The sequence below is a fragment of the Pseudomonas syringae genome (assembly GCF_021605415.1).
Lineage (GTDB): Bacteria > Pseudomonadota > Gammaproteobacteria > Pseudomonadales > Pseudomonadaceae > Aquipseudomonas > Aquipseudomonas syringae_S.
This window is the reverse complement of sequence record NZ_WKEQ01000006.1, coordinates 45,580-67,325: the sequence shown is the minus strand read 5'-3', so window position 1 is coordinate 67,325 and position 21,746 is coordinate 45,580. Positions and strand designations below refer to the sequence as shown.

At 59.4% G+C, this 21,746-nt stretch carries 18 protein-coding genes; 12 read left to right on the top strand and 6 right to left on the bottom strand.

Features of this window, described 5'->3' with window-relative positions:
• The first annotated feature begins 23 nt into the window (after positions 1 to 23).
• Positions 24 to 1,361: a sensor histidine kinase gene (locus tag GIW69_RS05900; RefSeq protein WP_236481203.1), complete on the top strand. Its 1,338-nt coding sequence runs from the start codon at positions 24 to 26 to the stop codon at positions 1,359 to 1,361.
• A 101-nt stretch (positions 1,362 to 1,462) separates the two neighbouring features.
• Here the strand turns inward: GIW69_RS05900 and GIW69_RS05895 are convergent, their stop codons facing one another.
• Positions 1,463 to 2,026, bottom strand: a complete 564-nt coding sequence (locus GIW69_RS05895) for an NAD(P)H nitroreductase (protein WP_236481202.1) — start codon at positions 2,024 to 2,026, stop codon at positions 1,463 to 1,465.
• Between the two features lie 120 nt (positions 2,027 to 2,146).
• Between GIW69_RS05895 and GIW69_RS05890 the strand changes: the two genes are divergently transcribed.
• Entirely contained in the window at positions 2,147 to 3,601 is a 1,455-nt protein-coding gene (locus GIW69_RS05890) for a TrkH family potassium uptake protein (RefSeq protein WP_236481201.1), read from the top strand.
• Here the strand turns inward: GIW69_RS05890 and GIW69_RS05885 are convergent.
• Positions 3,558 to 4,619 (bottom strand): AraC family transcriptional regulator, encoded by a 1,062-nt coding sequence (locus GIW69_RS05885; RefSeq protein ID WP_236481200.1) that lies wholly within the window; start codon positions 4,617 to 4,619, stop codon positions 3,558 to 3,560. The two genes, GIW69_RS05890 and GIW69_RS05885, sit on opposite strands and share 44 nt — an antisense overlap.
• A 161-nt stretch (positions 4,620 to 4,780) precedes the next feature.
• Between GIW69_RS05885 and GIW69_RS05880 the strand changes: the two genes are divergently transcribed.
• From GIW69_RS05880 to GIW69_RS05865, 4 genes are all read left to right on the top strand, one after another.
• Complete coding sequence (locus GIW69_RS05880) at positions 4,781 to 5,092, top strand: DUF962 domain-containing protein (protein ID WP_236481199.1); 312 nt, start codon at positions 4,781 to 4,783, stop codon at positions 5,090 to 5,092.
• A 21-nt stretch (positions 5,093 to 5,113) separates the two neighbouring features.
• The gene (locus tag GIW69_RS05875) at positions 5,114 to 5,701 is read left to right on the top strand and encodes an HD domain-containing protein (RefSeq protein ID WP_236481198.1); all 588 of its coding nucleotides are present in this window, start codon (positions 5,114 to 5,116) and stop codon (positions 5,699 to 5,701) included.
• 176 nt (positions 5,702 to 5,877) lie between these two features.
• Complete coding sequence (locus GIW69_RS05870; RefSeq protein WP_236481197.1) at positions 5,878 to 6,642, top strand: AraC family transcriptional regulator; 765 nt, start codon at positions 5,878 to 5,880, stop codon at positions 6,640 to 6,642.
• Between the two features lie 93 nt (positions 6,643 to 6,735).
• On the top strand, positions 6,736 to 7,629 hold the full coding sequence (locus GIW69_RS05865; RefSeq protein WP_236481196.1) for a DMT family transporter: 894 nt from the start codon (positions 6,736 to 6,738) through the stop codon (positions 7,627 to 7,629).
• Here GIW69_RS05865 and GIW69_RS05860 read toward each other — a convergent pair.
• Entirely contained in the window at positions 7,623 to 7,910 is a 288-nt protein-coding gene (locus GIW69_RS05860) for an Rdx family protein (protein WP_236481195.1), read from the bottom strand. The genes GIW69_RS05865 and GIW69_RS05860 overlap by 7 nt on opposite strands.
• Positions 7,911 to 7,981: 71 nt before the next feature.
• On the opposite strand from GIW69_RS05860, the gene GIW69_RS05855 reads away from it, so the two are divergent.
• On the top strand, positions 7,982 to 10,168 hold the full coding sequence (locus GIW69_RS05855; RefSeq protein WP_236481194.1) for a patatin-like phospholipase family protein: 2,187 nt from the start codon (positions 7,982 to 7,984) through the stop codon (positions 10,166 to 10,168).
• 100 nt (positions 10,169 to 10,268) lie between these two features.
• On the opposite strand, the gene GIW69_RS05850 is transcribed toward GIW69_RS05855, so the two are convergent.
• The 3 genes from GIW69_RS05850 to recQ form a co-directional block, all read right to left on the bottom strand.
• Complete coding sequence (locus tag GIW69_RS05850; protein ID WP_236481193.1) at positions 10,269 to 12,020, bottom strand: FimV/HubP family polar landmark protein; 1,752 nt, start codon at positions 12,018 to 12,020, stop codon at positions 10,269 to 10,271.
• 128 nt (positions 12,021 to 12,148) lie between these two features.
• Positions 12,149 to 12,583 carry a MarR family transcriptional regulator gene (locus tag GIW69_RS05845; RefSeq protein ID WP_236481192.1) on the bottom strand — a complete coding sequence of 145 codons (435 nt, stop codon included), beginning with the start codon at positions 12,581 to 12,583 and terminating at the stop codon, positions 12,149 to 12,151.
• A gap of 137 nt (positions 12,584 to 12,720) precedes the next feature.
• Complete coding sequence (recQ, locus tag GIW69_RS05840; RefSeq protein WP_236481191.1) at positions 12,721 to 14,850, bottom strand: DNA helicase RecQ; 2,130 nt, start codon at positions 14,848 to 14,850, stop codon at positions 12,721 to 12,723.
• 375 nt (positions 14,851 to 15,225) lie between these two features.
• Here recQ and GIW69_RS05835 point away from each other — a divergent pair, with 375 nt between their 5' ends.
• The 5 genes from GIW69_RS05835 to GIW69_RS05815 all read left to right on the top strand — a co-directional run bounded on the left by GIW69_RS05835 (position 15,226) and on the right by GIW69_RS05815 (position 21,721).
• Entirely contained in the window at positions 15,226 to 15,813 is a 588-nt protein-coding gene (locus GIW69_RS05835; protein WP_236481190.1) for a YecA family protein, read from the top strand.
• Between the two features lie 10 nt (positions 15,814 to 15,823).
• Positions 15,824 to 16,216 (top strand): YbaN family protein, encoded by a 393-nt coding sequence (locus GIW69_RS05830; RefSeq protein WP_236481189.1) that lies wholly within the window; start codon positions 15,824 to 15,826, stop codon positions 16,214 to 16,216.
• Between the two features lie 112 nt (positions 16,217 to 16,328).
• Positions 16,329 to 20,339 carry an RCC1 domain-containing protein gene (locus tag GIW69_RS05825; RefSeq protein ID WP_236481188.1) on the top strand — a complete coding sequence of 1,337 codons (4,011 nt, stop codon included), beginning with the start codon at positions 16,329 to 16,331 and terminating at the stop codon, positions 20,337 to 20,339.
• A 76-nt stretch (positions 20,340 to 20,415) separates the two neighbouring features.
• Entirely contained in the window at positions 20,416 to 21,321 is a 906-nt protein-coding gene (locus GIW69_RS05820) for an immunoglobulin-like domain-containing protein (RefSeq protein WP_236481187.1), read from the top strand.
• Positions 21,322 to 21,349: 28 nt separating this feature from the next.
• On the top strand, positions 21,350 to 21,721 hold the full coding sequence (locus GIW69_RS05815) for a hypothetical protein (RefSeq protein WP_236481186.1): 372 nt from the start codon (positions 21,350 to 21,352) through the stop codon (positions 21,719 to 21,721).
• Positions 21,722 to 21,746: the final 25 nt, after the last annotated feature.

Here is a 21,746-nt window from a genome sequence, read left to right as displayed (position 1 = left end):
TTGTATCTATCTGGGGATTTTTCGTGCGTTCATTGTTCTGGCGTATTCTCGCCAGCTTCTGGCTGGCCATCGCTCTGGTTGCAGGGCTTTCCATTCTGCTGGGGCACATGCTCAACCAGGACGCCTGGATCCTCAGCCGCCATCCGGGCCTCAACACTTTGGCCGAGCAGTGGACGCAAACGTATGAAAGTCAGGGTGAAGAAGCCGCCCAGGACATCCTTGAACAGCGCAAACGCGAATATCACATCGATGTTCAGGTGCTCAACGAAAGTGGCGACCCGGTGGTACGCGGCACGTTCCCCAGACGCGCGGCCGCCTTCGAAGCGCGGCAGAACAACGATGAGCGACGGCTGCCGTGGCGGCGCCTGACCGACGAAATCACCAGCGAAAAAACTGGCGATACCTACCTGTTCATCTACCGCATCCCCCACCCGGAACTGGATTCCTGGCACCGTGAAAGTCTGCTCTGGCCGCTGAGTGCTTTGGGCATCGCACTGGTGGTGCTGACCCTGTTCAGCCTGATGGTGACGCTCTCGATCACCCGTCCGCTCAGCCGCTTGCGTGGTGCGGTGCATGATCTTGGGCAGACCACTTACCAGCAAAACAGCCTGGCGCAACTGGCCAATCGACGCGATGAATTCGGCGTGCTGGCCAACGATTTCAACCGCATGGGCGCACGCTTGCAAAGCCTCATCAGCAGTCAGCGCCAATTGCTGCGTGATGTGTCCCACGAATTGCGCTCACCGCTGGCGCGTCTACGCATTGCCTTGGCCTTGGCGGAACGGGCCAACCCTGAAGAGCGGGAAAAACTCTGGCCGCGCCTGACCCGCGAGTGTGATCGTCTGGAAGCCTTGATCAGTGAAATCCTCGTGCTGGCGCGGGTCGATGCCGACAACGCCAGTGCCGAAGACGTGGATCTGAACGCCTTGCTGCGTACGCTGCAAAAGGATGCGCAACTGGCGTCGGCGGAGCAGACGGTCAGACTCGATGCCGAACCGCAGCTCAAGCTCACTGGCTGGCCGACCATGATCGAGCGTGCCGTGGACAATCTGCTGCGCAACGCCCAGCGCTTCAATCCGGCCGGGCAGCCGATTGAAATGCAGGCATCACACCAGGGCGAGCGAATCGTGATCAGCGTGCGTGACCATGGGCCAGGTGTACAGGAAGAACATTTGGCGCAACTGGGCGAGCCGTTCTTCCGGGCGCCGGGGCAGACAGCGGCGGGACATGGCCTGGGGCTGGCCATTGCGCGCCGTGCAGCCGAACGCCATGGCGGCACGCTGGTGCTGGCCAATCATCCTCAGGGTGGGTTTGTCGCGAGTCTTGAGTTACCGCTGGTGCCGGGGATTTCTGCTCAATGATCGTTCCCACGCTTTGCGTGAGAATGCAGCCCGTGACGCTCCGCATCACCGTAGACGCGGAGCGTCCGTAGAGGCATTTCCACGCGACGCGGGAACGATCATTACGGAGCGGGCCAAGCGCTGACAAACGCGCTCAAATCAACCTTCTCCGCCACCCGCGGTTCTTTCTGCGGTGTACCCAGATAAAGAAACGCGATCACCTCTTCATCCGCCGTCAATCCCAACCCTTTGGCAACAGTCTGCGAGTACGCCAATTCACCCGTACGCCACACAGCACCGATACCTTGCGCATACGCCGCCAGCAAGATCCCGTGCGCCGCACAGCCCGCCGCCAGTAACTGCTCGGATTTCGGATATTTGACGTGATCCTGCAGCTTCGCGATTACCACCACCACCAGCGGCGCCCGCAGCGGGCCGTTGCGCGCCTTGTCGATGGCCGCTTCGCTGACTTCGCCACCCTGCAATCGCGCCGCTTCTGCCAGCAGCTCGCCCATTTGAACGCGGGCGTCACCTTCAACGGTCAGGAAGCGCCATGGCTGCAAATGGCCGTGATCCGGTGCGCGCATCGCCGCGCCGAACAGGACTTCGCGCTGTTCGGCGGTCGGGGCCGGGTCGATCAGTCGGGGAACGGAAACACGGTTGAGCAAAGCGTCGAGAGCCTGCATCGGCCACCTCCTGTAAAAATGTTTGGCTATTCTAGCGGTATCCAACTCGGGAGTGCCGGTTTACATGCCCTGCCCCACGGGTAGAATGGCGCCCTTCCCACATCAGCCCGAGCGGACTTCATGGCGTTGCCGACCTTACGGATCATTGGTTTCATCATCGGCATCTTCCTGATCACGCTGGCGATCGCCATGGTCGTGCCCATGGCCACGCTGATCATTTTCGAGCGCACCGGCGACATGCCGTCGTTCCTCTGGGCGAGCCTGATCACCTTCGTCGCCGGCCTCGCGCTGGTGATTCCCGGCCGTCCCGAACACATTCACCTGCGCCCCCGCGACATGTATCTGCTGACCGTCAGCAGTTGGCTGGTGGTGTGTATTTTTGCCGCGCTGCCGTTTCTGCTGACTCAGCACATCAGCTACACCGACTCATTCTTTGAAAGCATGTCAGGCATCACCGCCACGGGTTCGACAGTGCTCAATCATCTGGACGACATGTCTCCCGGGATTCTGATGTGGCGTTCGCTGCTGCACTGGATTGGTGGCATCGGCTTTATCGGCATGGCGGTAGCGATCCTGCCGCTGCTGCGTATCGGCGGCATGCGGCTGTTCCAGACCGAATCCTCCGACCGCTCGGAAAAGGTCATGCCCCGCTCGCACATGGTGGCGCGGCTGATCGTGGCGGCGTACGTCGGCATCACCATCCTCGGCAGCCTGGCGTTCTGGTGGGCGGGGATGAGCCCGTTTGATGCGATCAACCACGCGATGTCGGCGATTTCCACCGGCGGTTTCTCGACGTCCGACCAATCCTTGGCCAAATGGACGCAACCGGCGGTGCACTGGGTCGCGGTGGTCATCATGATTCTCGGCAGCCTGCCGTTCACCCTGTATGTGGCGACGTTGCGCGGCAACCGCCAGGCGTTGATCAAGGATCAGCAGGTGCAGGGTTTGCTCGGCATGTTGCTGGTGACCTGGCTGGTGCTCGGCACCTGGTATTGGTGGACGACCAACCTGCATTGGCTGGACGCCTTGCGCCATGTTGCGCTGAACGTGACGTCGGTGGTCACCACCACTGGTTTCGCCCTCGGCGACTACAGCCTGTGGGGCAACTTTTCGCTGATGCTGTTCTTTTATCTGGGCTTCGTCGGCGGATGTTCCGGCTCGACGGCGGGCGGGATCAAGATTTTCCGCTTCCAGGTGGCCTACATCCTGCTCAAGGCCAACCTTAATCAGTTGATCCACCCGCGCGCGGTGATCAAGCAAAAGTACAACGGGCATCGTCTTGATGAAGAAATCGTGCGCTCGATCCTGACGTTTTCGTTCTTCTTCGCCATCACCATCTGCGTGATCGCCCTGCTGCTATCGCTGCTCGGCGTGGATTGGATGACTGCACTGACCGGCGCGGCCAGCACGGTGTCCGGCGTCGGTCCGGGCCTTGGCGAGACGATCGGGCCATCCGGCAACTTCGCCACCCTGCCGGATGCGGCCAAGTGGATCCTGTCGTTTGGCATGCTCCTCGGCCGACTGGAGATCATTACGGTGTTTGTGCTGTGTATTCCGGCGTTTTGGCGGCACTGATCGCGCTCGGCGCCTGCAACAACCGCGTCCGGTATTCACCGGGCGTGGCGTCGAACCAGCGGCGGAAGGCGCGGAAGAAGTTACTCGGGTCAGCGAATCCCAACAGATAGGCGATTTCCAGCAAGGTCATGGACGGTTGCGCCAGATACTGCTCGGCCAGTTCTCGGCGGGTGTCGTCGAGCAACTGCTGAAAACTGGTGCCCTCCTCCTGCAAACGCCGCTGCAAGGTGCGCTGAGACAAGTGCAGCGTCTGCGCGACGGTGTCACGTTTGGGCTCGCCCTGGGGCAGCAAGCGGCATAGCACCTGGCGCGCCTTGTGGGTCACACGACTTTCAGAAAACCGCGCCAGATACTCCCCGGCAAAACGATCATGCAACAGCGCCATGGCTTCATTGGCGGTGGGCAACGGGGCTTCCATGTCGGCCCGTTCGAAAATCAGCGCATCGTATGGCGCGTTGAACACCAACGGTGCGTGGAACGCTAGTTTGTAGGGTTCAAGATTCACCGGCTGATCAGCCTGAATCAACACTTTGCGCGGTTGCAGCGTTCGCCCGGTCAGCCAGCCGCACAGGGCCAATGCGCAGGCCAATGAGGCTTCGGCGCTTTGCCGGGTCGGTGGCAAGTGATCGCCGTGCACCGTGAGGATCAACGCATAGCCTTCATCGAGCAGACGAAAACTCAGGTCGGCACTTTCGGCGATGATCCGCTGATAACGCACCAGCCGCTCAAACCCCTCCGCCAGCGTGTTGCTGGACATCAGCGCATAACCGGCCACATGAAAGGACGCTGGTCGCACCACTTTGCCCATGTTCAGGCCGATCGCCGGGTTGCCGGACAGCTCGACCGCCCGTTGCCAGAGTCGGGTCATGGAGTCTTGCGGGAAGCGCGCATCCGGATCGTCCAGAGCCGTGTAATCGAGCCCCAGTTGCTTGAACAGAACCCGGCAATCCAGGCCGTCCATTTCCAGTGCTTTGACAATCCCCATCGCCCAGCTTGCAGAAGTCGTTCGTTCGCTCATGGCGTTTTCTTTAGATGATGGGCCGCATCTCACGGCAGATTTGCGAAGGATACTAAAGTGGCGCCTATTGTCACTGGCCCACGCCAATGATCACTCTAGACTCAAATAAGCTACCCGCCGAACAACTTGCCGTCAGAACAACAACCACAGAGATCGCGGTCTTGGAAAACAGCAGACATTTCAACAGCTTCGCTGAGTTCTATCCGTATTACCTCAGCGAACACGGCAACAGCACCAGTCGTCGCTTGCACTTCATCGGTACCACCCTGGTGATTTTTATTCTGGCGCTGACCATCGCCACAGGCGCGTGGCTGCTTTTATTCGCTTTGCCGGTGGCCGGTTACACCTTCGCCTGGATTGGCCATTTCTTTTTCGAGAAGAATCGCCCGGCGACCTTTCAGCATCCCTTCTACAGCCTGGCGGGCGATTTCGTCATGTACCGGGACATGATTCTGGGCCGTGTGCCGTTCTAGTCCGACGCAGGAGAATTGCCGATGAGCAGCGCTCGCTTCACCCATATGAAGGATGGCACCCAGGAAGACTGGGCGATCATCGCTGCCGATTTCAGCGCCTACGCGCGGCGTTTGCCGGGCCGGATCATGACTCACCTGAAATTGCTGGAAGGTGACTTTGGCGGTTTCCCGGTGGACCGCCTGACCCATTCCCTGCAAACCGCCACCCGCGCTTATCGCGATGGCCGCGACGAGGAATACGTGGTTTGCGCACTGTTGCATGACATCGGCGACACCCTTGGCAGCTACAACCACCCGGACATCGCGGCGGCAATTCTCAAGCCGTTCGTCAGCGCCGACAATTTGTGGATGGTGGAAAAACACGGGGTGTTTCAGGGCTACTACTTTTTCCATCACCTGGGCATGGATCGGCACCTGCGCGAGCAATTCAGTGATCACCCGCAATACCGGGCGACCATCGAGTTCTGTGCCAAATACGACGCGGCGGCATTCGACCCGGCTTACGACACGCTACCGTTGAGTTTTTTTGAGCCGATGCTGCTGCGGCTGTTCGCCCAGCCGAAGAATTCCATCTACACAGCGGCGATGGAACAACACGCGCCGGCCTGACAATCAAAAGATCGCAGCCTGCACCAATGCCCTGCAGGAGCTGACGAAGGCTGCGATCTTTTGATCTTGATTCAGACAATCTCCGCAACGTCGGGCCAGAGGCGCAAGTCCGTCCCGTGAAAACCCAGGTCGATTGTGAACAGGTACACTGGCAGCAACTTTGGAGACGACCTGCCATGCGACCGATCCTCACCTTGCGCCATTACACCCACGACCTGATTGTGCATAGCCACGATCATGCGCAATTGGTGTTCGGTTTGTCCGGCGCGCTGGATTTCGAGGTCGAGGGTCAGGGCAGCCAGGTACTGCAACAGAGTTTCGTGGTCATCCCTTCCGGCGCGCATCACGCTTGCGGCAGTCCCAACGGCAGCCGATGTCTGGTGCTGGACGTGCCAGACGATGAATGGATTGGCCGCTCTCTGGGTGATCACGCCGATGCCAGCCGACGCTTGCTCGATAACACCGCTCGATTGTCGCTGGATACCGGTCAGAGTCAGTTGATTCATTGGTTGGCGAACAGCCCGGTGGCTGACCCGCTGATCGCTCAGCAGGGTGCGGTGTTGTTGCTCGCCAGCCTGAACAATGCCAAACCCGCCGAGCTGGCCGTCCGACGCCTGCCTTACGCAGCGCTGGATGCGCACATCGACCAATACGCGGCGTATCCGCTGCAAGTCGCCGACCTGGCGCGTATCGCCGGCCTGTCCAGCGCGCGCCTGCATGCGCGTTTTGTCCTTGAGTGCGGACAGACGCCGATGGATTACATTCGCAGCCGTCGCCTGCACAAGGCCGTGGATTTGTTGCGCAGCAGCATCCTGCCCATCGGCGAAATCGCCAGCCGCGTCGGCTACAGCTCCCAAAGCGCCTTCGCCGCCGCCGTGCTGCGCGAGTTCGGCGCATCGCCCGGCCGGTTACGCCGCGAGGCTGGCGACAAAAAACGATAGTCTGCCGACAGATTTATCGGTTCCAACACGGTTCAATGTAGGCGCCTCCGCAGGCTGCGCCTACATTGAAATTTATGTTTTTGAAGGATTGTGATGACTCCCCGTACCGCCCTCGGCGCCTTGCATATTGGCGCATTGATGTTCGGCCTGACCGGTGTGTTCGGCAAACTGGCCGCCGCCTCGCCCGCCGTGATTGTGTTTGGTCGGGCGGCGTTTGCCGTGCTCGCCCTCGCTTTCTTCGCGCGTTTCGCCAGTCAGAGTGGCTGGAAAAAACTTCAGGCGCAGGATTGGCGCCGACTGCTGCTCAGCGGTCTGTTGCTGGCGGGGCACTGGGTCAGTTTCTTCGTCTCGGTGAAGGTCGCCGGGGTGGCGATTGCGACATTGGGGTTTGCCAGTTTTCCAGCCTTCACGGTCATTCTGGAAGGCTTGATCTTTCGCGAACGCATTCGCGCCAATGAAATCCTGCTGGTCGTTCTGGTCACTGTCGGCCTGGTGCTCGTCACGCCAGCGTTCGACCTGGCCAGCGGCGCCACCACCGGGCTGCTCTGGGCGATTTTGTCCGGCCTGCTTTTTTCCCTGCTGTCGCTGACCAACCGGGCCGGTTCCGGGCGGATTCCGGCAGTGCAGGCTGCGTTGTGTCAGAACGTGGTGGTTGCGCTGTGTCTGCTGCCGGTCGCAGGGCCTCATTTGAGTGAAGTGCGCGCACTGGATTGGTTGTGGATCGGCCTGCTCGGCGTATTCTGCACCGGCGTTGCCCATAGCCTGTTTGTCGCCAGCCTCGCGGTGATCAAGGCGCGCACCGCCGCCGTAGTGTTTGCGCTGGAACCGGTTTACGGAATCACCGTGGCGTGGCTGCTGTTCGATGAGAATCCGACCCTGCGCATGTTGATCGGCGGCGTGCTGATTATCGTGGCCATCGTCGTGTCGAGCCGATTGTCAGGTAGCGCCGACAAGAAAGCCGTGGCCACCGAGGCAGCGTCTCACTGAGTGCGGTCGTTGTGACCGAGGTCGCGATCGGGATCGATCCGGTCGCGCACGCGCTGCTTGAGCACTTTGGCCTCGGGGAAACCGCCGTCAGCCTTGCGCTCCCAAATCTGCTCGCCGTCGCAGCTGATGTGAAACACACCGCCGGTGCCGGGCACCAGGGAAACCTTGCCGAGATCGTCGCCAAAAGTACTGAGCAGTTCCTGCGCCAGCCACGCCGCGCGCAGCAACCACTGGCATTGCGTGCAGTAAGTGATGACGATTTCCGCTTTTTTCTGGGTCATGTTCGCTGAAACTCCTGTGCCAGAGGGGCGCCGCTATAATAGCCACCTTTGCGCTTGCTCCGAGACTCAGAATGCGTCGTTTGCTGCTCTGCCTGCTTTGTTTCCTTCCCTTCATCGCACTGGCTGACGAACCGCCCCGGCCCAAGGTCGGCCTGGTGTTGTCCGGCGGCGCGGCGCGCGGGCTGGCGCACATCGGCGTGCTCAAGGCACTGGAAGAGCAAGGCATCAAGATCGACGCGATTGCCGGCACCAGCATGGGCGCCGTGGTTGGCGGCTTATACGCCTCGGGTTACAAGATCGATGAACTGGAAAAACTCGCGCTGGGCATCGACTGGCAGCAAGCCCTGTCCGATGCGCCGCCGCGCAAGGACGTGCCGTTTCGCCGAAAACAGGATGACCGCGACTTTCTGGTGAAACAGAAACTCAGCTTCCGCGACGACGGCAGCCTCGGCTTGCCGCTGGGCGTGATTCAGGGCCAGAACCTCGCGCTGTTGCTGGAAAGCCTGCTCGCGCACACCAGCGACACCCGCGACTTCGACAAATTGCCGATCCCGTTCCGCGCGGTCACCACCGACATCGCCAACGGTGAAAAAGTGGTGTTCCGCAAAGGTCATTTGCCTCAAGTAATCCGCGCGAGCATGTCAATTCCCGCAGTGTTCGCCCCGGTGGAGCTGGACGGCCGACTGCTGGTGGACGGCGGCATGACCGACAACATTCCGCTGGATGTCGCACGGGAAATGGGCGTGGACGTGGCCATCGTCGTCGACATCGGTACGCCGCTGCGCAATCGCAAGGAACTGGTCACCGTGGTCGACGTGTTGAACCAGTCCATCACCTTGATGACCCGACGCAACTCCGAAGAACAACTCGCCACCCTCCACCCGACCGATGTGCTGATTCAGCCGCCGCTGGCGAGTTTCGGTTCCACCGATTTCGGCCGCGCCCAAGACATGATCGACGCCGGTTATCGCGCCACCACCCTCCTCGCCGGGCGTCTCGCCACGTTGAAACCCGCCCGATCCCAGGACGCCGAACTCAACGCCGCGCGCACGCCGGACCAGCGCACGCCAATCATCACCGCGATCAGGGTCGAAAACGATTCGAAAGTCGGCGACGATGTGATTCGCTATTACATCCGCCAGCACATCGGCGAACCGCTGGACCTTGGGCGGCTGCAAACGGACATGGGCACGCTGTACGGTCTGGATTACTTCGAACAAGTGCAGTACCGCGTCGCGCACAAAGGCAAAGATCACACGTTAGTCATCACGGCCCGAGGTAAACGCAGCGGCACCGATTATCTGCGGGTCGGTTTGAATCTGTCAGACGACATGCGCGGCGACAGCGCCTTCAACCTCGGCGCCAGCTACCGGGTCAACGGCATCAACCGGCTCGGCGCGGAATGGCTGACCCGTGCGCAGATCGGCGACAAACAGGAGCTGTACAGCGAGTTCTACCAGCCACTCGACGTCGGCTCGCGCTACTTCATCGCGCCCTCGGTGGTGTTCGAAGCGCAGAACGTCGACGCCGTGCTCGATAACGATCCGGTCGCTCAATACCGCGTCGAGCGTTACGGTTTCGCGATGAACGTCGGCCGGCAGATCGGCAACAGCGGCGAAGTTCGTTTTGGTGTCGGCGAAGCGTGGGGCAAGGCGGATGTGCGCATCGGCGATCAGGATCTGCCCAGCGAGAGTTTCAGTGAAGGGTTTTATTCGCTGAAGTATTCCTTCGATTCTTTGGACAACGTTTACTTCCCCCACGAAGGCGAAGACATCAACCTGACCCTGCTGCAATTCGAGCCAAGCCTGGGCTCGGACAATCGCTATCACCAGTGGGAATTCAAACTCGACAAAGCCATGAGCAGCGGCCCGGACACGCTGATACTCGGTGGCCGTTATGCGCGAACCCTGGAGGACGCCAATGTGGTGACTTCGAGCTTCCTGCTCGGCGGTGCGCGGCAGTTATCGGGTTTCCGCGAGGATGCGATTTCCGGGCAGAACGTCAGCCTGATGCGTGCGGTTTACTATCGCCGCCTGACGCCGCGATCGTACCTGCCGCTGGATTTCCCGCTGTACGCCGGGGCCTCGCTGGAACGCGGGCGGGCGTGGAACAACGACAATGAATTCGATAGCGGCTATATCAATGCCGCCAGCGTGTTCATCGGTTTTGACACTCCCTTGGGGCCGCTGAATTTCAGTTACGGATTGAACGATGCGCACGAACAGGCGGTGTATCTGAACCTGGGCCAGACCTTCTGACCACCCTGCGCAGGAGCTGCCGCAGGCTGCGATCTTTTGATCTTGAAAAACAAAGTCAAAAGATCGCAGCCTCGTTTCACTCGACAGCTCCTACAGGGGATTAGCGGATACCGGCCAATAATGTTCGGGCGGTGTGTTTCAGGGGTTCATCGCCTTCCGCGAGCAGTTCATTGAGCAAGGCGATGGCGTTGTCGAGGTCACCGTCGTCGATGCAGGTCTGGGCCTGTTCGAGTTTTTCGACGCTTGCGATCTCCATGGGATCCAGCGGCGCGAGTGTCAGCGACGTCGGGGTGTCACCGAATTCGTTGAGGAAATCGTCATCCAGCGGTTGGGGATCGGTGTCAGCGATCCACTCCAGCTCGTCGCCATCCTCCGGAGGCGCGCCATCGGGCAATTCAAAGTCCTGCGGCAACACTTCCAGGCTTGAGCCCAATGCCTTAGCGTGTGCGGGTGGCTCGACGGCTGGCCTGCTGTCTTCAAGATCCCAACTGGAATCCATCGACAGGTCGTCCAGATTCAGTTCGAAATCATCATCGGCCACCGCCTGCACCGGCGGGCTCGACTCCACGGGAGGGGCGACAATCAGCGGCGCCACGGGCAGTGCCGACGAATATGAAGACCCCGCCAGTTTCGGATGCCTGGCGCGAATGTCCTGCAACTGCTCACCGTCGACGCCCGTGTCGCGCAAATGGTTTTCCTGCGCGATATAGCCCGGGTTATCGCCCTGACGGCCGAGCACGTCCAGCAACTGCAGGCCCAGATCAGTTCGTTGCGGCTCCTTGACCAGCGCCTCGCGTAGCAGACCGACCGCTTCGCCGAGGCGACCGTAAGCCAGATAAATCGCCACGGCCTCCAGCACATCCCCGGCGGCGGGTTCGTAGCGATGCTCGGTGGTTTCATGAATCACGACCGGTTCGACGGCTTCAACCTCGTCCATTTCGGGGACTTTCTCGAACGTCGGCGGCAATGGTTCGTCGAACGCATGCGCTTGTTTACGACGGCGCACGTACACCACCGCCAACAACATGCCGACCATTGCCAATAGCCCGCCGAGCAATGGCCAGTTAAGCGAGTCATCCGTCACCTGCGCCGGGGCAGGCATTACGGGCGCAGGGACTGACGGTGCCGGTGGCGCCTGCTGAATCTCCGCCAGCCGGGTTTGCAGATCGCTCACCTGCTTCTTGCCATCGGCGATCTGCGCCTCCTGCGTCGAAAGTTTTGCGTTCAATTCATCGACTTTTTTTTGTAGTTGCCGGTTCTGCAAAACGCTGGCAGCGAGCTGCTCGGCCAAGGCATCGTTGACCGGTGCTGCCGCCGGTTTCGGTGTTGCGGGTGCAGGATTGGCAGGTGGCGCCGCGACGGCCGGTTCAACCGTCGGGAATTCAGAAGATTGCGCGCGGGGTGCCGGCTCGTCCGTGGCCGGAACGATATTGGGCGATCCCGGCGGATCGATCAGCACGGTGTACTCGCGCAGCAGGCGGCCATTGGGCTGACTGAGCTGCACGAGGAAATTGAGGAAGGGTTCGCTGACCGCTTTGGCGGACGTCACGCGGATCACATGGCGATTGCCCCGCAGAATCGGGGTGAACTTGAGGTCATTAAGAAAAAACACCCGTTCAATGCCAGCCTGGCCGAACTCATCCGCCGTCGCCAGGCTGACCGAGAGATCGCTTTCACTTAAATTCGCGACATCGACCAGGGCAATATCGGCCTTGAATGGCTGGTTAAGAGCCGAATGCACGGTGATGTCACCCAGCCCCAACGCGAGCGCCCACGTCGACCAGGTGATCAAGCCACCGACCAACAAACCTTTCGTGCAACCACGCCAAACCATGCGCCGACTTTCGAGCATTGAGCATCCCTTAAATAAGCAAAACCGACTTCTATGCGTTCGCACATCCGGTACGAACACGATATTGCCTAGTAGTTCTTATAGTCTGCCCAGCGCTATCCCTCAAAAAACCCGCGTGTGGTTGTGCCTCAAGATTTTTCCAGGTTAGCCAGAATGTGCCCGTGAACCCGCATGCAGACCTTTAAATCCGCCTCGTCGACGCCATCGAACAATTCGTGGCGCAGTTGCGTGGCGATGGTTTCGATCTGATCGATCAGCGGCCGGGCCGGTGCGCAAAGAACAATTTTTTTCGCCCGACGGTCTTCCATCACGGACTGGCGTTGCACCAGACCCTGGCTTTCCAGGCTGTCGAGCAAGCGCGCCAGAGTCGGCCCTTCGACGCCGACGCTTTGCGCCAGCTCACGCTGGGTGGGGGCATCGGAGAAACGTGCCAGATGCAACAGCACCAGCCAGCGCGCCTGAGACAGACCCAGGCCGGCGAGACGACGATCCAGTTCGGCACGCCAGCCTCGGGACATCTGGGCCAGTTGCATGCCAAAACGGTGTTGATCGGTTAACGGCATAAAGCACTCATGATTAGACTGATAGAAATAGAGAAAAACTAATTATTAGTCAGCTAAGCATGACCTTTGGCTATAGGCAAGGCTTGATCTGAACTGAATCGTTACATGTGCATGCCAGTCCAGCCAAATGGCCGATTTCACATCTCGAATTCAGATTGCAGCGCCGCTCGCACGCAATACAAAACGCCTTCCGGCACACGCCCGGCAAACAATTCGGCAATCTCCGCGACCGACGGCAATTCGCCTTCGCCATCGAGGAATGCGTCCTGGACTTCGCCCATCAGCTCTTCCGGCAGGTCCAGCGCCTGCTCCAGCGACAGTTGCTGTTTGCCGATGGCTTCGGCAAGCATCGTATAGACGTTCTTTTCCGAGCACTGCAACTGGCCGGCGATCTGCAGCGGCGTCATACCGGCGCGGGCCAGGGTAATCAATTCGTGGCGCACATCGGCCACCGCTTTCGGCGCCTCGACTTCGCCGCCGAGCACTTCGAGGAACGCCTCGCCGTAACGCTCCAGCTTGCGCGCGCCGACGCCGCTGACCGTGGCCATTTCCGCCAGGGACGTCGGCTGGCTGCGGAGCATTTCCAGCAAGGTCGAATCGGGGAAGATGACGTAAGGCGGCACGCCGTGCTCTTCGGCCAGTTTGCGGCGCAAGGCACGCAGGGCTTCCCACTGTTCGCGCTCTTCGCCGCGCACCAATTGGCTCGCCGGGCTTTTGCTGGTGCTCTTGGCGGTAGTTTGAGGCTTTAGATCGCGGCGCAACTCCAGGGTCACTTCGCCTTTGAGCAGTGGCCGGCAGGTGTCGCTCAGACGCAGGCCGCCGTAGCCTTCGTGATCGACATCGGCAAGCCCGCGCGCCACCAACTGACGGAACAACGAGCGCCATTCACTTTCGCCCAGTGCCTTGCCGACGCCGTACACCGATAGATGCTGATGGCCGAAACTGCGCACTTTTTCGTTGTCCTTGCCGAGTAGCACGTCCACCAGATGGCCGACGCCATAACGCTGGCCGGTACGAAAAATTGCTGACAATGCCTGACGCGCAGGTTCGGTGGCGTCCCACGTCTGCACGCCATCGGTGCAGTTGTCGCAGTGGCCGCAGGGCTCGGGCATGTCTTCGTCGAAATAGGCCAGCAGCGTCTGGCGACGGCAGCGGGTTTCTTCGCAGAGCGAGAGCATGGCGTCGAGTTTGTGCTGCTCAAGACGCTTGTGGCGCTCGTCGCCCTCTGAGTTCTGCAGCATCTGCTTGAGCATCACCACGTCTTGCAGACCGTAGGCCATCCAGGCATCCGCTGGCAGACCATCGCGCCCGCCGCGCCCGGTTTCCTGATAGTAAGCCTCAAGGGACTTCGGCAGATCGAGGTGAGCCACGAAACGCACGTTGGGCTTGTCGATGCCCATGCCGAACGCCACGGTGGCAACCATGATCAGACCTTCTTCGTTGAGGAAGCGCTTCTGGTTATGTGCCCGCAAATCATTGGGCAGACCGGCGTGATACGGCAGCGCCGGGAAGCCCTGCTCACTGAGAAACGTAGCGACCTCTTCGACTTTTTTGCGCGACAGGCAGTAAACGATACCGGCATCACTACGCCGCTCGGCGAGGAACGCCAGCAACTGCTTGCGCGGCTGTTCCTTCGGGACAATGCGGTAAAAAATGTTCGGGCGGTCGAAACTGGACAGGAAACGTTCGGCGTTCTGCAAATGCAGGCGGGTAACGATTTCTTCCCGGGTGCGCTTGTCGGCGGTCGCAGTCAGGGCGATGCGCGGCACGTCCGGGAACATTTCCGCCAACTGACCCAGTTGCAGGTATTCCGGACGGAAATCGTGGCCCCATTGCGAGACGCAGTGGGCTTCGTCAATGGCAAACAAGGCGATGTTCAGCGATTGCAGGAACGCCAGCATGCGCGGCTGAACCAGGCGCTCGGGCGCGAGATAGAGCATCTTCACTTCGCCGCGCTTGATCCGGTTGGCGAGATCGCGCTGCTGTTCGGCGCTCAGCGTGGAGTTCAGTGCGGCAGCGGCGACGCCCAGTTCTTCGAGTGTGGCGACCTGGTCGTCCATCAACGCGATCAGCGGCGAAACCACCACCGCCAAACCTTCACGCAAAAGCGCCGGCACCTGGAAGCACAGGGACTTGCCGCCGCCGGTAGGCATCAAAACCAGCGCGTCACCGCCGCTGGCCACGCGCTCAATGATTGCACCCTGACGGCCACGGAAACTGTCGTAGCCAAAGATGTCCTTGAGGACGCGTTGAGCCTGTTCGAGCATAAAAACTCCAAAAATCTACCGAAACATCCCTGCAAAGGCTGGTTCAGGACAGCCGCGGCTGCTTAAACAAAACGTAAGCGCGCATTGCAACCAAGCGCGCGCGCCGACAGGGATCACAAAGCGCGGCAGTATACCCGAGCCCTCCCCTGCACAGGGCACCGCTGATAAGACACCATCGGCTGAAATCACAATCCCCCGTGTAGGAGCTACCGCAGGCTGCGATCTTTTGATCTGGCTTTTAAAAACAAAATCAAAAGATCGCAGCCTTCGGCAGCTCCTACACAGGTCACGGGGGCAAATCTGCCGAGCGGCTGGCTTGAGCGCGCAAGAAGGCCTAGAATTCCCGCATTGTTTATTCCCCAAGGTAGCCCTTTAATGTCCTTCGCTGAGCAACTAACCCGCCTGCAAGTCTTCCTCGACGCCGACGAACTGCATGACGAGGCGCTGGACTACGTGGCCGCCCACGGCTATCTCACCGCGCTGTCGATCTGCTCGGAAGTCGTGCCGGATCGCGAGTGGATCGATGCCCTGTTTGCCGAAGAGCCGCATTACAGCAGCGAAGCCCAGCGCGCCGAGATCGAAGCAACGCTGATCGGCCTCAAGGCACACATCGCCCGTCAACTGGCATCGGATGAAGAATTCGAACTGCCATGCGACCTGGATCTGGGCGAAGAGCCGGACGATTCGGATCTGCGCGGCTGGTGCATCGGCTTCATGGAAGGCGTGTTCCTGCGCGAAGAGGCCTGGTTCGAAACCGCCGAAGACGAAGTCAGCGAAATGCTCCTGCCGATCATGGTCGGTTCGGGCCTGTTCGACGAGCAGCCAGAGTTCGCCGACATCGCCGCCGACGCCAACCTGATGGACGACATGATCGTGCAGATCCCGGAAGCCCTGACCGCGCTGTACCTGCTGTGCAATGCGCCAGACGAAAAACCGGCGATCCTCAAGCCCCGTCACCACTAAGTTCCGGCCTATGGACAACCCCATAGGCAGCCGCTCCCCGATTTTGCGCTACGTGCTGTTGGCCATTGGCTGGCTGAGCGTAGCGCTGGGAGTGATCGGGATTTTCCTGCCTGTCTTACCCACCACCCCTTTCCTCCTGCTGGCGGCAGCCTGCTTCGCCCGCAGCTCTCCGCGCTTCTATCAATGGCTGATCGGACATCCCCGGCTCGGCCCATGGATCCGCGACTACCTCGACGGCAACGGCATTCCGCTCAAGGGCAAGGTCTATGCGATCGGCCTGATGTGGGCGAGCATTCTGTTTTCCTGTTATCTGGTGCCGCTGCCCTGGGCACGGGTCTTCATGCTGACCAGTGCGGTGTTGGTGACGGTTTATATCCTTCGGCAGAAAACGCTGCGCGGTTGAGTTACCGTTCGTCTTAAACACGCTTTTACCTGTCAGATCTGACAGTAGGCAAAACACGCACCCAAGCTCTAAATGAATCCTGTCATCCAAGCCCTCGACAGGAGTGCCTGCCATGCTCGTCCCACCGGTGAAAAACACACCCGCACGGTCTTTGATTGCACCCGAGATTCCTGACCGTACCCGTCCGCTCCTGCCCTCAGGCGAGTGGGGAATCAACCGCGCCGCCGCGCATACCTTGAATCCCGAATACGGCATGCAGGTCTACATTGCCGAATGGGCCAAGATGGGAAAGGGTGACGCGGTCAGGCTGTTGTTCGATGGCAGGCAAGTCGATCAACATACGATCGCCGAAGACAGCGAAGTGAATGAACGCGTGACGTTGTATGTCGCACCGCGCCATCTGTTGACGGGCTCTCACACGCTGACTTACGCGGTTGAAAAGGACAAACAGGCAGAGGAAGTGTTCGAACCGCCCGTCAGGCTCTACGTCAAAATCGAAATTCCCGGCGGACAAGACACTGACCCGGAACCCGGTCAACATTCAGAGCTGTACATGTTCATCCCGCCCGAGATCGTCAACAGCATAGTCGATATGGATATCGCTGAAGAAGGCGTGCCGATCATCATTCGTGCACGCTCTGGCACCGGCGCTCCTTATCCGGACGCTGCTGTCGGCGACATCATCAAGCTGAGCTGGGGGGGAGAGTTTGTGGACTCTTCACCGCTCACCGCCGAGCAGATCGACGACCCGGCCAACCATCCGATCATAATCCGCGTCGAAAAGGACACCATCCTCAAGGCCGGCGATACGGACGGCATCGGCTTGGCCGTCAGCTTCAAAATCCGCGATCTGGTGCACAACGAATCGGAGGATTGGTGCAAGGCAACCCGCATCCGGGTTTCAACCGGCATCGCGGTGCTTTCAGCCCCCATCGTTGATGAAACCCAAAACAATATTCTGAATCTGGACACGCTGGGCGACAAGGACATCACGGTGCACGTAACGGCCACATCACCATTGTTCAAAGAACATGACGTCATCAATGTGACGATACGTGGCACGACGCAGGCAGGCGAAGTGGTTGAGTACCATGGCCCTGCCACTGCCGTCAGTAACATTCCGCACACTTTCGACATACCGATGAAGAACGCGGACATCCGCACACTGGCGAAAACTCAAGCCACCGTCGCTTATACACTGACACGCGACGGCAGCGCCGATGCAAGCAACGCCTTGACTTCCAAAGGCCAGTTCATCCAGATCATCGGTGAATCGACACGGCTTGCTGCACCGATTGCGACTCATGCCGATCAAGGCGCAATCGATCCGGACTTGGTCACCACCTACATTCGCATACCCCATGACCCAATGATCAAACACGGTATGGCGATAAACCATAAATGGCGCGGTACCCGTCCCAACGGCAGCCGATACGAACCGGATCTGACTTGGTATATCCCCGACAAAAACGAAGTCGAGCATGAGGAAGGCTTCCTCATTCCTGTCGAAGGCAAACATCTGAAGACCATTGAAGGTGGCACGCTGGATCTTTCCTACGACCTGCTGAGCGAAGGTGAAGACCCGGATGAGCCCGTCCGGCGCAGTTCCCGGCCGGCATCACAACTTAGGGTCGGCGAGCCTCAGTTCGAACTGATCCACCCCATAGTCGAAAGCGTGATCGACGGCGCGCTGGATCCCGACGAACTGCCCAACGGGACCGGATTGATTGCCCCCAGACCCACCGTCGATATCAGCAAGCGTGGCGACATCGTGACCTATACCTGGGTCGGTGACGTTACCGGCACAACAGAAGACTCAGTCACTCTCAGCAGCCTGACTGAAAACAAAGATGTCAGGTTCAACCTGAATGCCGAGTTCGTGGAAAATCACATCAAGCCCAATCGCGGCCAGTCTGTAACCGCCAAATACAGGATTCTGCGTGCCGATACAGACAAGACCAGCTTCTCGAATCCATTGACCTTCATCATTGGCCAAAAAGAACTACCGCAGTTAAAACCGGCGAAAGTACTGGAAGCGCCCGATGGCATTCTGAATCCCGCCGACGTACCGAACGGTGCAACAGTGGAGATTGAAGCCAACGACCCCGATAACGCTGGCGATCATTTCTACATGGTCTGGACTACTACGGACGGTGCCACCGTATACGAAGCTGACAAAGTCATCACTGGTAACAACAAAGGCTTACCAGTGAAATTTACCGTTGACCAAAGCGTCGTGCAGGCCAGCAAGGATAAGACCGTCATTATCAGTTATCACGTTGTGCTGTTTGAAGGTGGTGAAGCGCAGGGCGAGGATTACGAGCTGCAAGTGCAGGAGCAGACTGTCACGTTACCGCTCGCTACTTTTGCGCAAGCAACCGGCCCGCAAAAAGACCAGTTGAATCCTGACGATGTATATCCCGATGGGGCGATCGTCCTGATTCCGGCAACCGCTCGACTCAAGACTGATGACGAAATCACAGTCACAGTAGAAGGCCAGGCCACCACCACGTACGCACATAAGGTATCGGCGGCGGAAGAGGACAAGGAGCTGTCGTCAATCAAAGTGCCGCACAGTGTTATCGACGCCAACGACGGTGGCAGCATTGCCCTGACTTACACCGTGAAGCGAGCCGCAGGAGGCACGGATGGCCCTTCAAACCCATCGGTTTACGACGTGCGCAAGGTGGTCGGCAGCGGCACGCTGAAGGTCATGGGCGCGCGCTATAACCGCAGCACTTACAGGGCTTCCAGTGCGATCCGCATGTTGAGTGCCTTCAACGCCACGACTGGCCAACCCTTGCAGGCGCAATGGAAATATCCGGCTGAAACCGATTGGAAAACGGCAACGACATGGCGCGATGTCCATCCTCATGAACCGTTGCAGGTACGCACGAATGACGACCAGCTCACACTCAATCCGGCGAACATTTTCGGTAATGGCATCGATACCACGGTGACCGGGCTCGCGGCATTTGTTGCGCACCGTGATGTGGGCGATGTGGTGGGTTGGGGCAATGCTCAGTATGGCGCACTCATTCCTTCAACCATCATCACGATGGACGACATCGTCGAAGTGAGTTGCACACGTAGCGCGTACGCCGCACGACGCGCTAACGGCGCGGTGGTTGTGTGGGGAACGGCAGCCGAAGGCGGCAGCATGACGGGTATTGACCCGCTGAACTTCGTTCACGTCGTGGGTAATGCCACAGCATTCACCGGTCTGAAAACGACTGGCAGAATCGTCGCTTGGGGCACTGCTGCGGACGGAGGAACGATTCCCGCACCGGTTTCCGAGTTGACCGACATTGTCCACATCACTGCCGCAGGCCAGGCTTTCGCGGCACAGCGTGCCACCGGGCACGTGGTGGCTTGGGGGTTAGAGGGTAACGGCGGAACAATACCCGCTGACGTCGCCGGGCTCACCGACATTGAAACGCTGATCGGCAGCTTCGGGGCGTTTGCGGCACATCGCGCCAATGGCCGAATTGTAGGTTGGGGCCATGCGACCCATGGCGGCAACGTGCCGGCGGAAATCGCCGCCCTGACCGACATCATCGAACTCAGTTGCGCCAACGCCCAAGCCTTTGCTGCAAGACGCGCTACCGGACAAGTGGTGGCCTGGGGCACCGCCGAGTATGGCGGCACGATAGACCCGCTGATCGAAGGATTGACGGACATCGTCGAAGTCAGTTCGAACTGGCGAGCATTCGCAGCGCGTCGCGCCAATGGCCGAGTGGTCGCGTGGGGTCGCCCTGCGGAAGGAGGAGCGGTACCTGATGACATCGCCACATTGAATGACATCGTCCAGGTATGCGGCTCGTCAATGGCGTTTGCCGCCCTGCGCAGGAATGGAACGGTTGTCGCGTGGGGTAACGCAACGGTTGGAGGTGATACCACAGAGGTTGTCGATCAACTAACCCAGGTGCAGGCGCTCTATGACAATACCCACGGTTTCACCGCACTGACCGCTGACGGTCGCGTGGTGACTTGGGGTAACGCGGCCGGTGGTGGCGACAGCAGCGCCGTACAAGATCGACTCAGAGGCAAGGTTTCCTACCTGGCCAATCCGGCATCCCGGGGTCTGGCGCTCAAAGCCAGCCGTTTGGCGTACCGCGCCTGAGCAAGGGAAGCAATCCTTGAACCTGTTGCGCGGCGCTCGAAATAGAGCGTTGCGTGACTTCCTTCTGAGGTAGGTCATGAAAATATCGCAAATCTCATTGAGTCCTCCTTCGGTGGATCAGGCTCCCGATGGAGTGCTGGATCCCGCGACAATTCCCGCCATGGGCGCAACTGTACGAATCAAACCTTACGATGACATGGCTTATCGCGATCACGTTTACGTCTATGTGGGTGAACACTACGCTGACGACCTCCCGATCAGCTTGACCGCCGTCGGCAAGGACATTGAGTTCATTGTGGCCGCCAAGGAGTTCGTCGGCGTCGACGATGTCGTAGCCATCCGCTATGAGGTGCAGTTTTTTGAAGGCTCGCGGGAACCGTCTGAGACTCTTGAACTGTTGCTCAAAGAACCATTCGAGAGTGATGCGACGCTGGATTTGAGTGAGCATAACTATGTCGCCTCAGTGGAAAAACCACCGCAAGCTCCCCCCGTCGAAGCGCGCATGATTCGCGAAGCCAAATGGGGCACCGGGCCATACGTTTACCTGAGCAGCGACTTGGCAATTGCTACCGTTAATGAGCGATCCGGTGAGGTGACGGCGATCAAAAATGGCTCATGCACCATCACTGCTACCGACTCACTGAACCAAATGTTCAGCTACAAACTGACCGTAACGGGTATTCACGAAGTGCATTTCCTGAGCCCTGGTGCGGACTGGGAAGGCATGACCCGACTGTGCGCCGCCGCCCAATTGCAACCGCTCACGATAATTCAAATCAAGCGAATGTGGACGCTGTACTTCCCCAGTTCCGGACCTGTCGCCGACTACCTGGAATGGCTGAATTACCCGGTATGGACGGGGGATACCCTGGGCGCTGGAACGGCATGGACATATGACCTTAACGGCTCATCCGTCAATGACAACGCCAGTAGTCAGAACACAGACACCGTCTGGCAAATTCTCGGCACCTCGCAAGCTTGATGGACGTGTAACCCCTAGGGAGAGTGTCATGAAAAGCTTAGTATTCGTTCTCAAACACTGCCTGCTTGCGCTAGTACTGTTCAGTGCTGTTGGTCAAGCTGCCACCGGCCCGGAAACCGCTCAGCTGCTCAACAAGCGTTATCAGAACACCGTGCCCGAATGTGCCGGCGCCAACCCGGCATACTTTTGCAGCGGTGTGTTGATACGCGGCAGCGCGCGATCAGGTGAGTTCTGGAAACATGACGAGATTGCCACGCAACTGGGCGCGGAGAGCTTTACGTATTTACGGGAAGATCTCGGGACTCGCCGGACAAGAGCCACCAATGGCGTGGTGTTCACCGACTCCTCTCGGGTAATCGCTCCGCGTTTGGATGCGGTCTTCCCTTTTCATCTCAAATAACTCAGGACGCAAGCTCCTGTAATGA

Bases quoted from the DNA above. Each gene is read 5' to 3' on its own strand.
- GIW69_RS05830 (WP_236481189.1), top strand. From the start codon at position 15,824: ATGGACAACCCCATAGGCAGCCGCTCCCCGATTTTGCGCTACGTGCTG.
- GIW69_RS05825 (WP_236481188.1), top strand. From the start codon at position 16,329: ATGCTCGTCCCACCGGTGAAAAACACACCCGCACGGTCTTTGATTGCA.
- GIW69_RS05875 (WP_236481198.1), top strand. From the start codon at position 5,114: ATGAGCAGCGCTCGCTTCACCCATATGAAGGATGGCACCCAGGAAGAC.
- GIW69_RS05850 (WP_236481193.1), bottom strand. From the start codon at position 12,020: ATGCTCGAAAGTCGGCGCATGGTTTGGCGTGGTTGCACGAAAGGTTTG.
- GIW69_RS05845 (WP_236481192.1), bottom strand. From the start codon at position 12,583: ATGCCGTTAACCGATCAACACCGTTTTGGCATGCAACTGGCCCAGATG.
- GIW69_RS05855 (WP_236481194.1), top strand. From the start codon at position 7,982: ATGCGTCGTTTGCTGCTCTGCCTGCTTTGTTTCCTTCCCTTCATCGCA.
- recQ (WP_236481191.1), bottom strand. From the start codon at position 14,850: ATGCTCGAACAGGCTCAACGCGTCCTCAAGGACATCTTTGGCTACGAC.
- GIW69_RS05895 (WP_236481202.1), bottom strand. From the start codon at position 2,026: ATGCAGGCTCTCGACGCTTTGCTCAACCGTGTTTCCGTTCCCCGACTG.
- GIW69_RS05835 (WP_236481190.1), top strand. From the start codon at position 15,226: ATGTCCTTCGCTGAGCAACTAACCCGCCTGCAAGTCTTCCTCGACGCC.
- GIW69_RS05815 (WP_236481186.1), top strand. From the start codon at position 21,350: ATGAAAAGCTTAGTATTCGTTCTCAAACACTGCCTGCTTGCGCTAGTA.
- GIW69_RS05860 (WP_236481195.1), bottom strand. From the start codon at position 7,910: ATGACCCAGAAAAAAGCGGAAATCGTCATCACTTACTGCACGCAATGC.
- GIW69_RS05890 (WP_236481201.1), top strand. From the start codon at position 2,147: ATGGCGTTGCCGACCTTACGGATCATTGGTTTCATCATCGGCATCTTC.
- GIW69_RS05885 (WP_236481200.1), bottom strand. From the start codon at position 4,619: ATGAGCGAACGAACGACTTCTGCAAGCTGGGCGATGGGGATTGTCAAA.
- GIW69_RS05870 (WP_236481197.1), top strand. From the start codon at position 5,878: ATGCGACCGATCCTCACCTTGCGCCATTACACCCACGACCTGATTGTG.
- GIW69_RS05865 (WP_236481196.1), top strand. From the start codon at position 6,736: ATGACTCCCCGTACCGCCCTCGGCGCCTTGCATATTGGCGCATTGATG.
- GIW69_RS05820 (WP_236481187.1), top strand. From the start codon at position 20,416: ATGAAAATATCGCAAATCTCATTGAGTCCTCCTTCGGTGGATCAGGCT.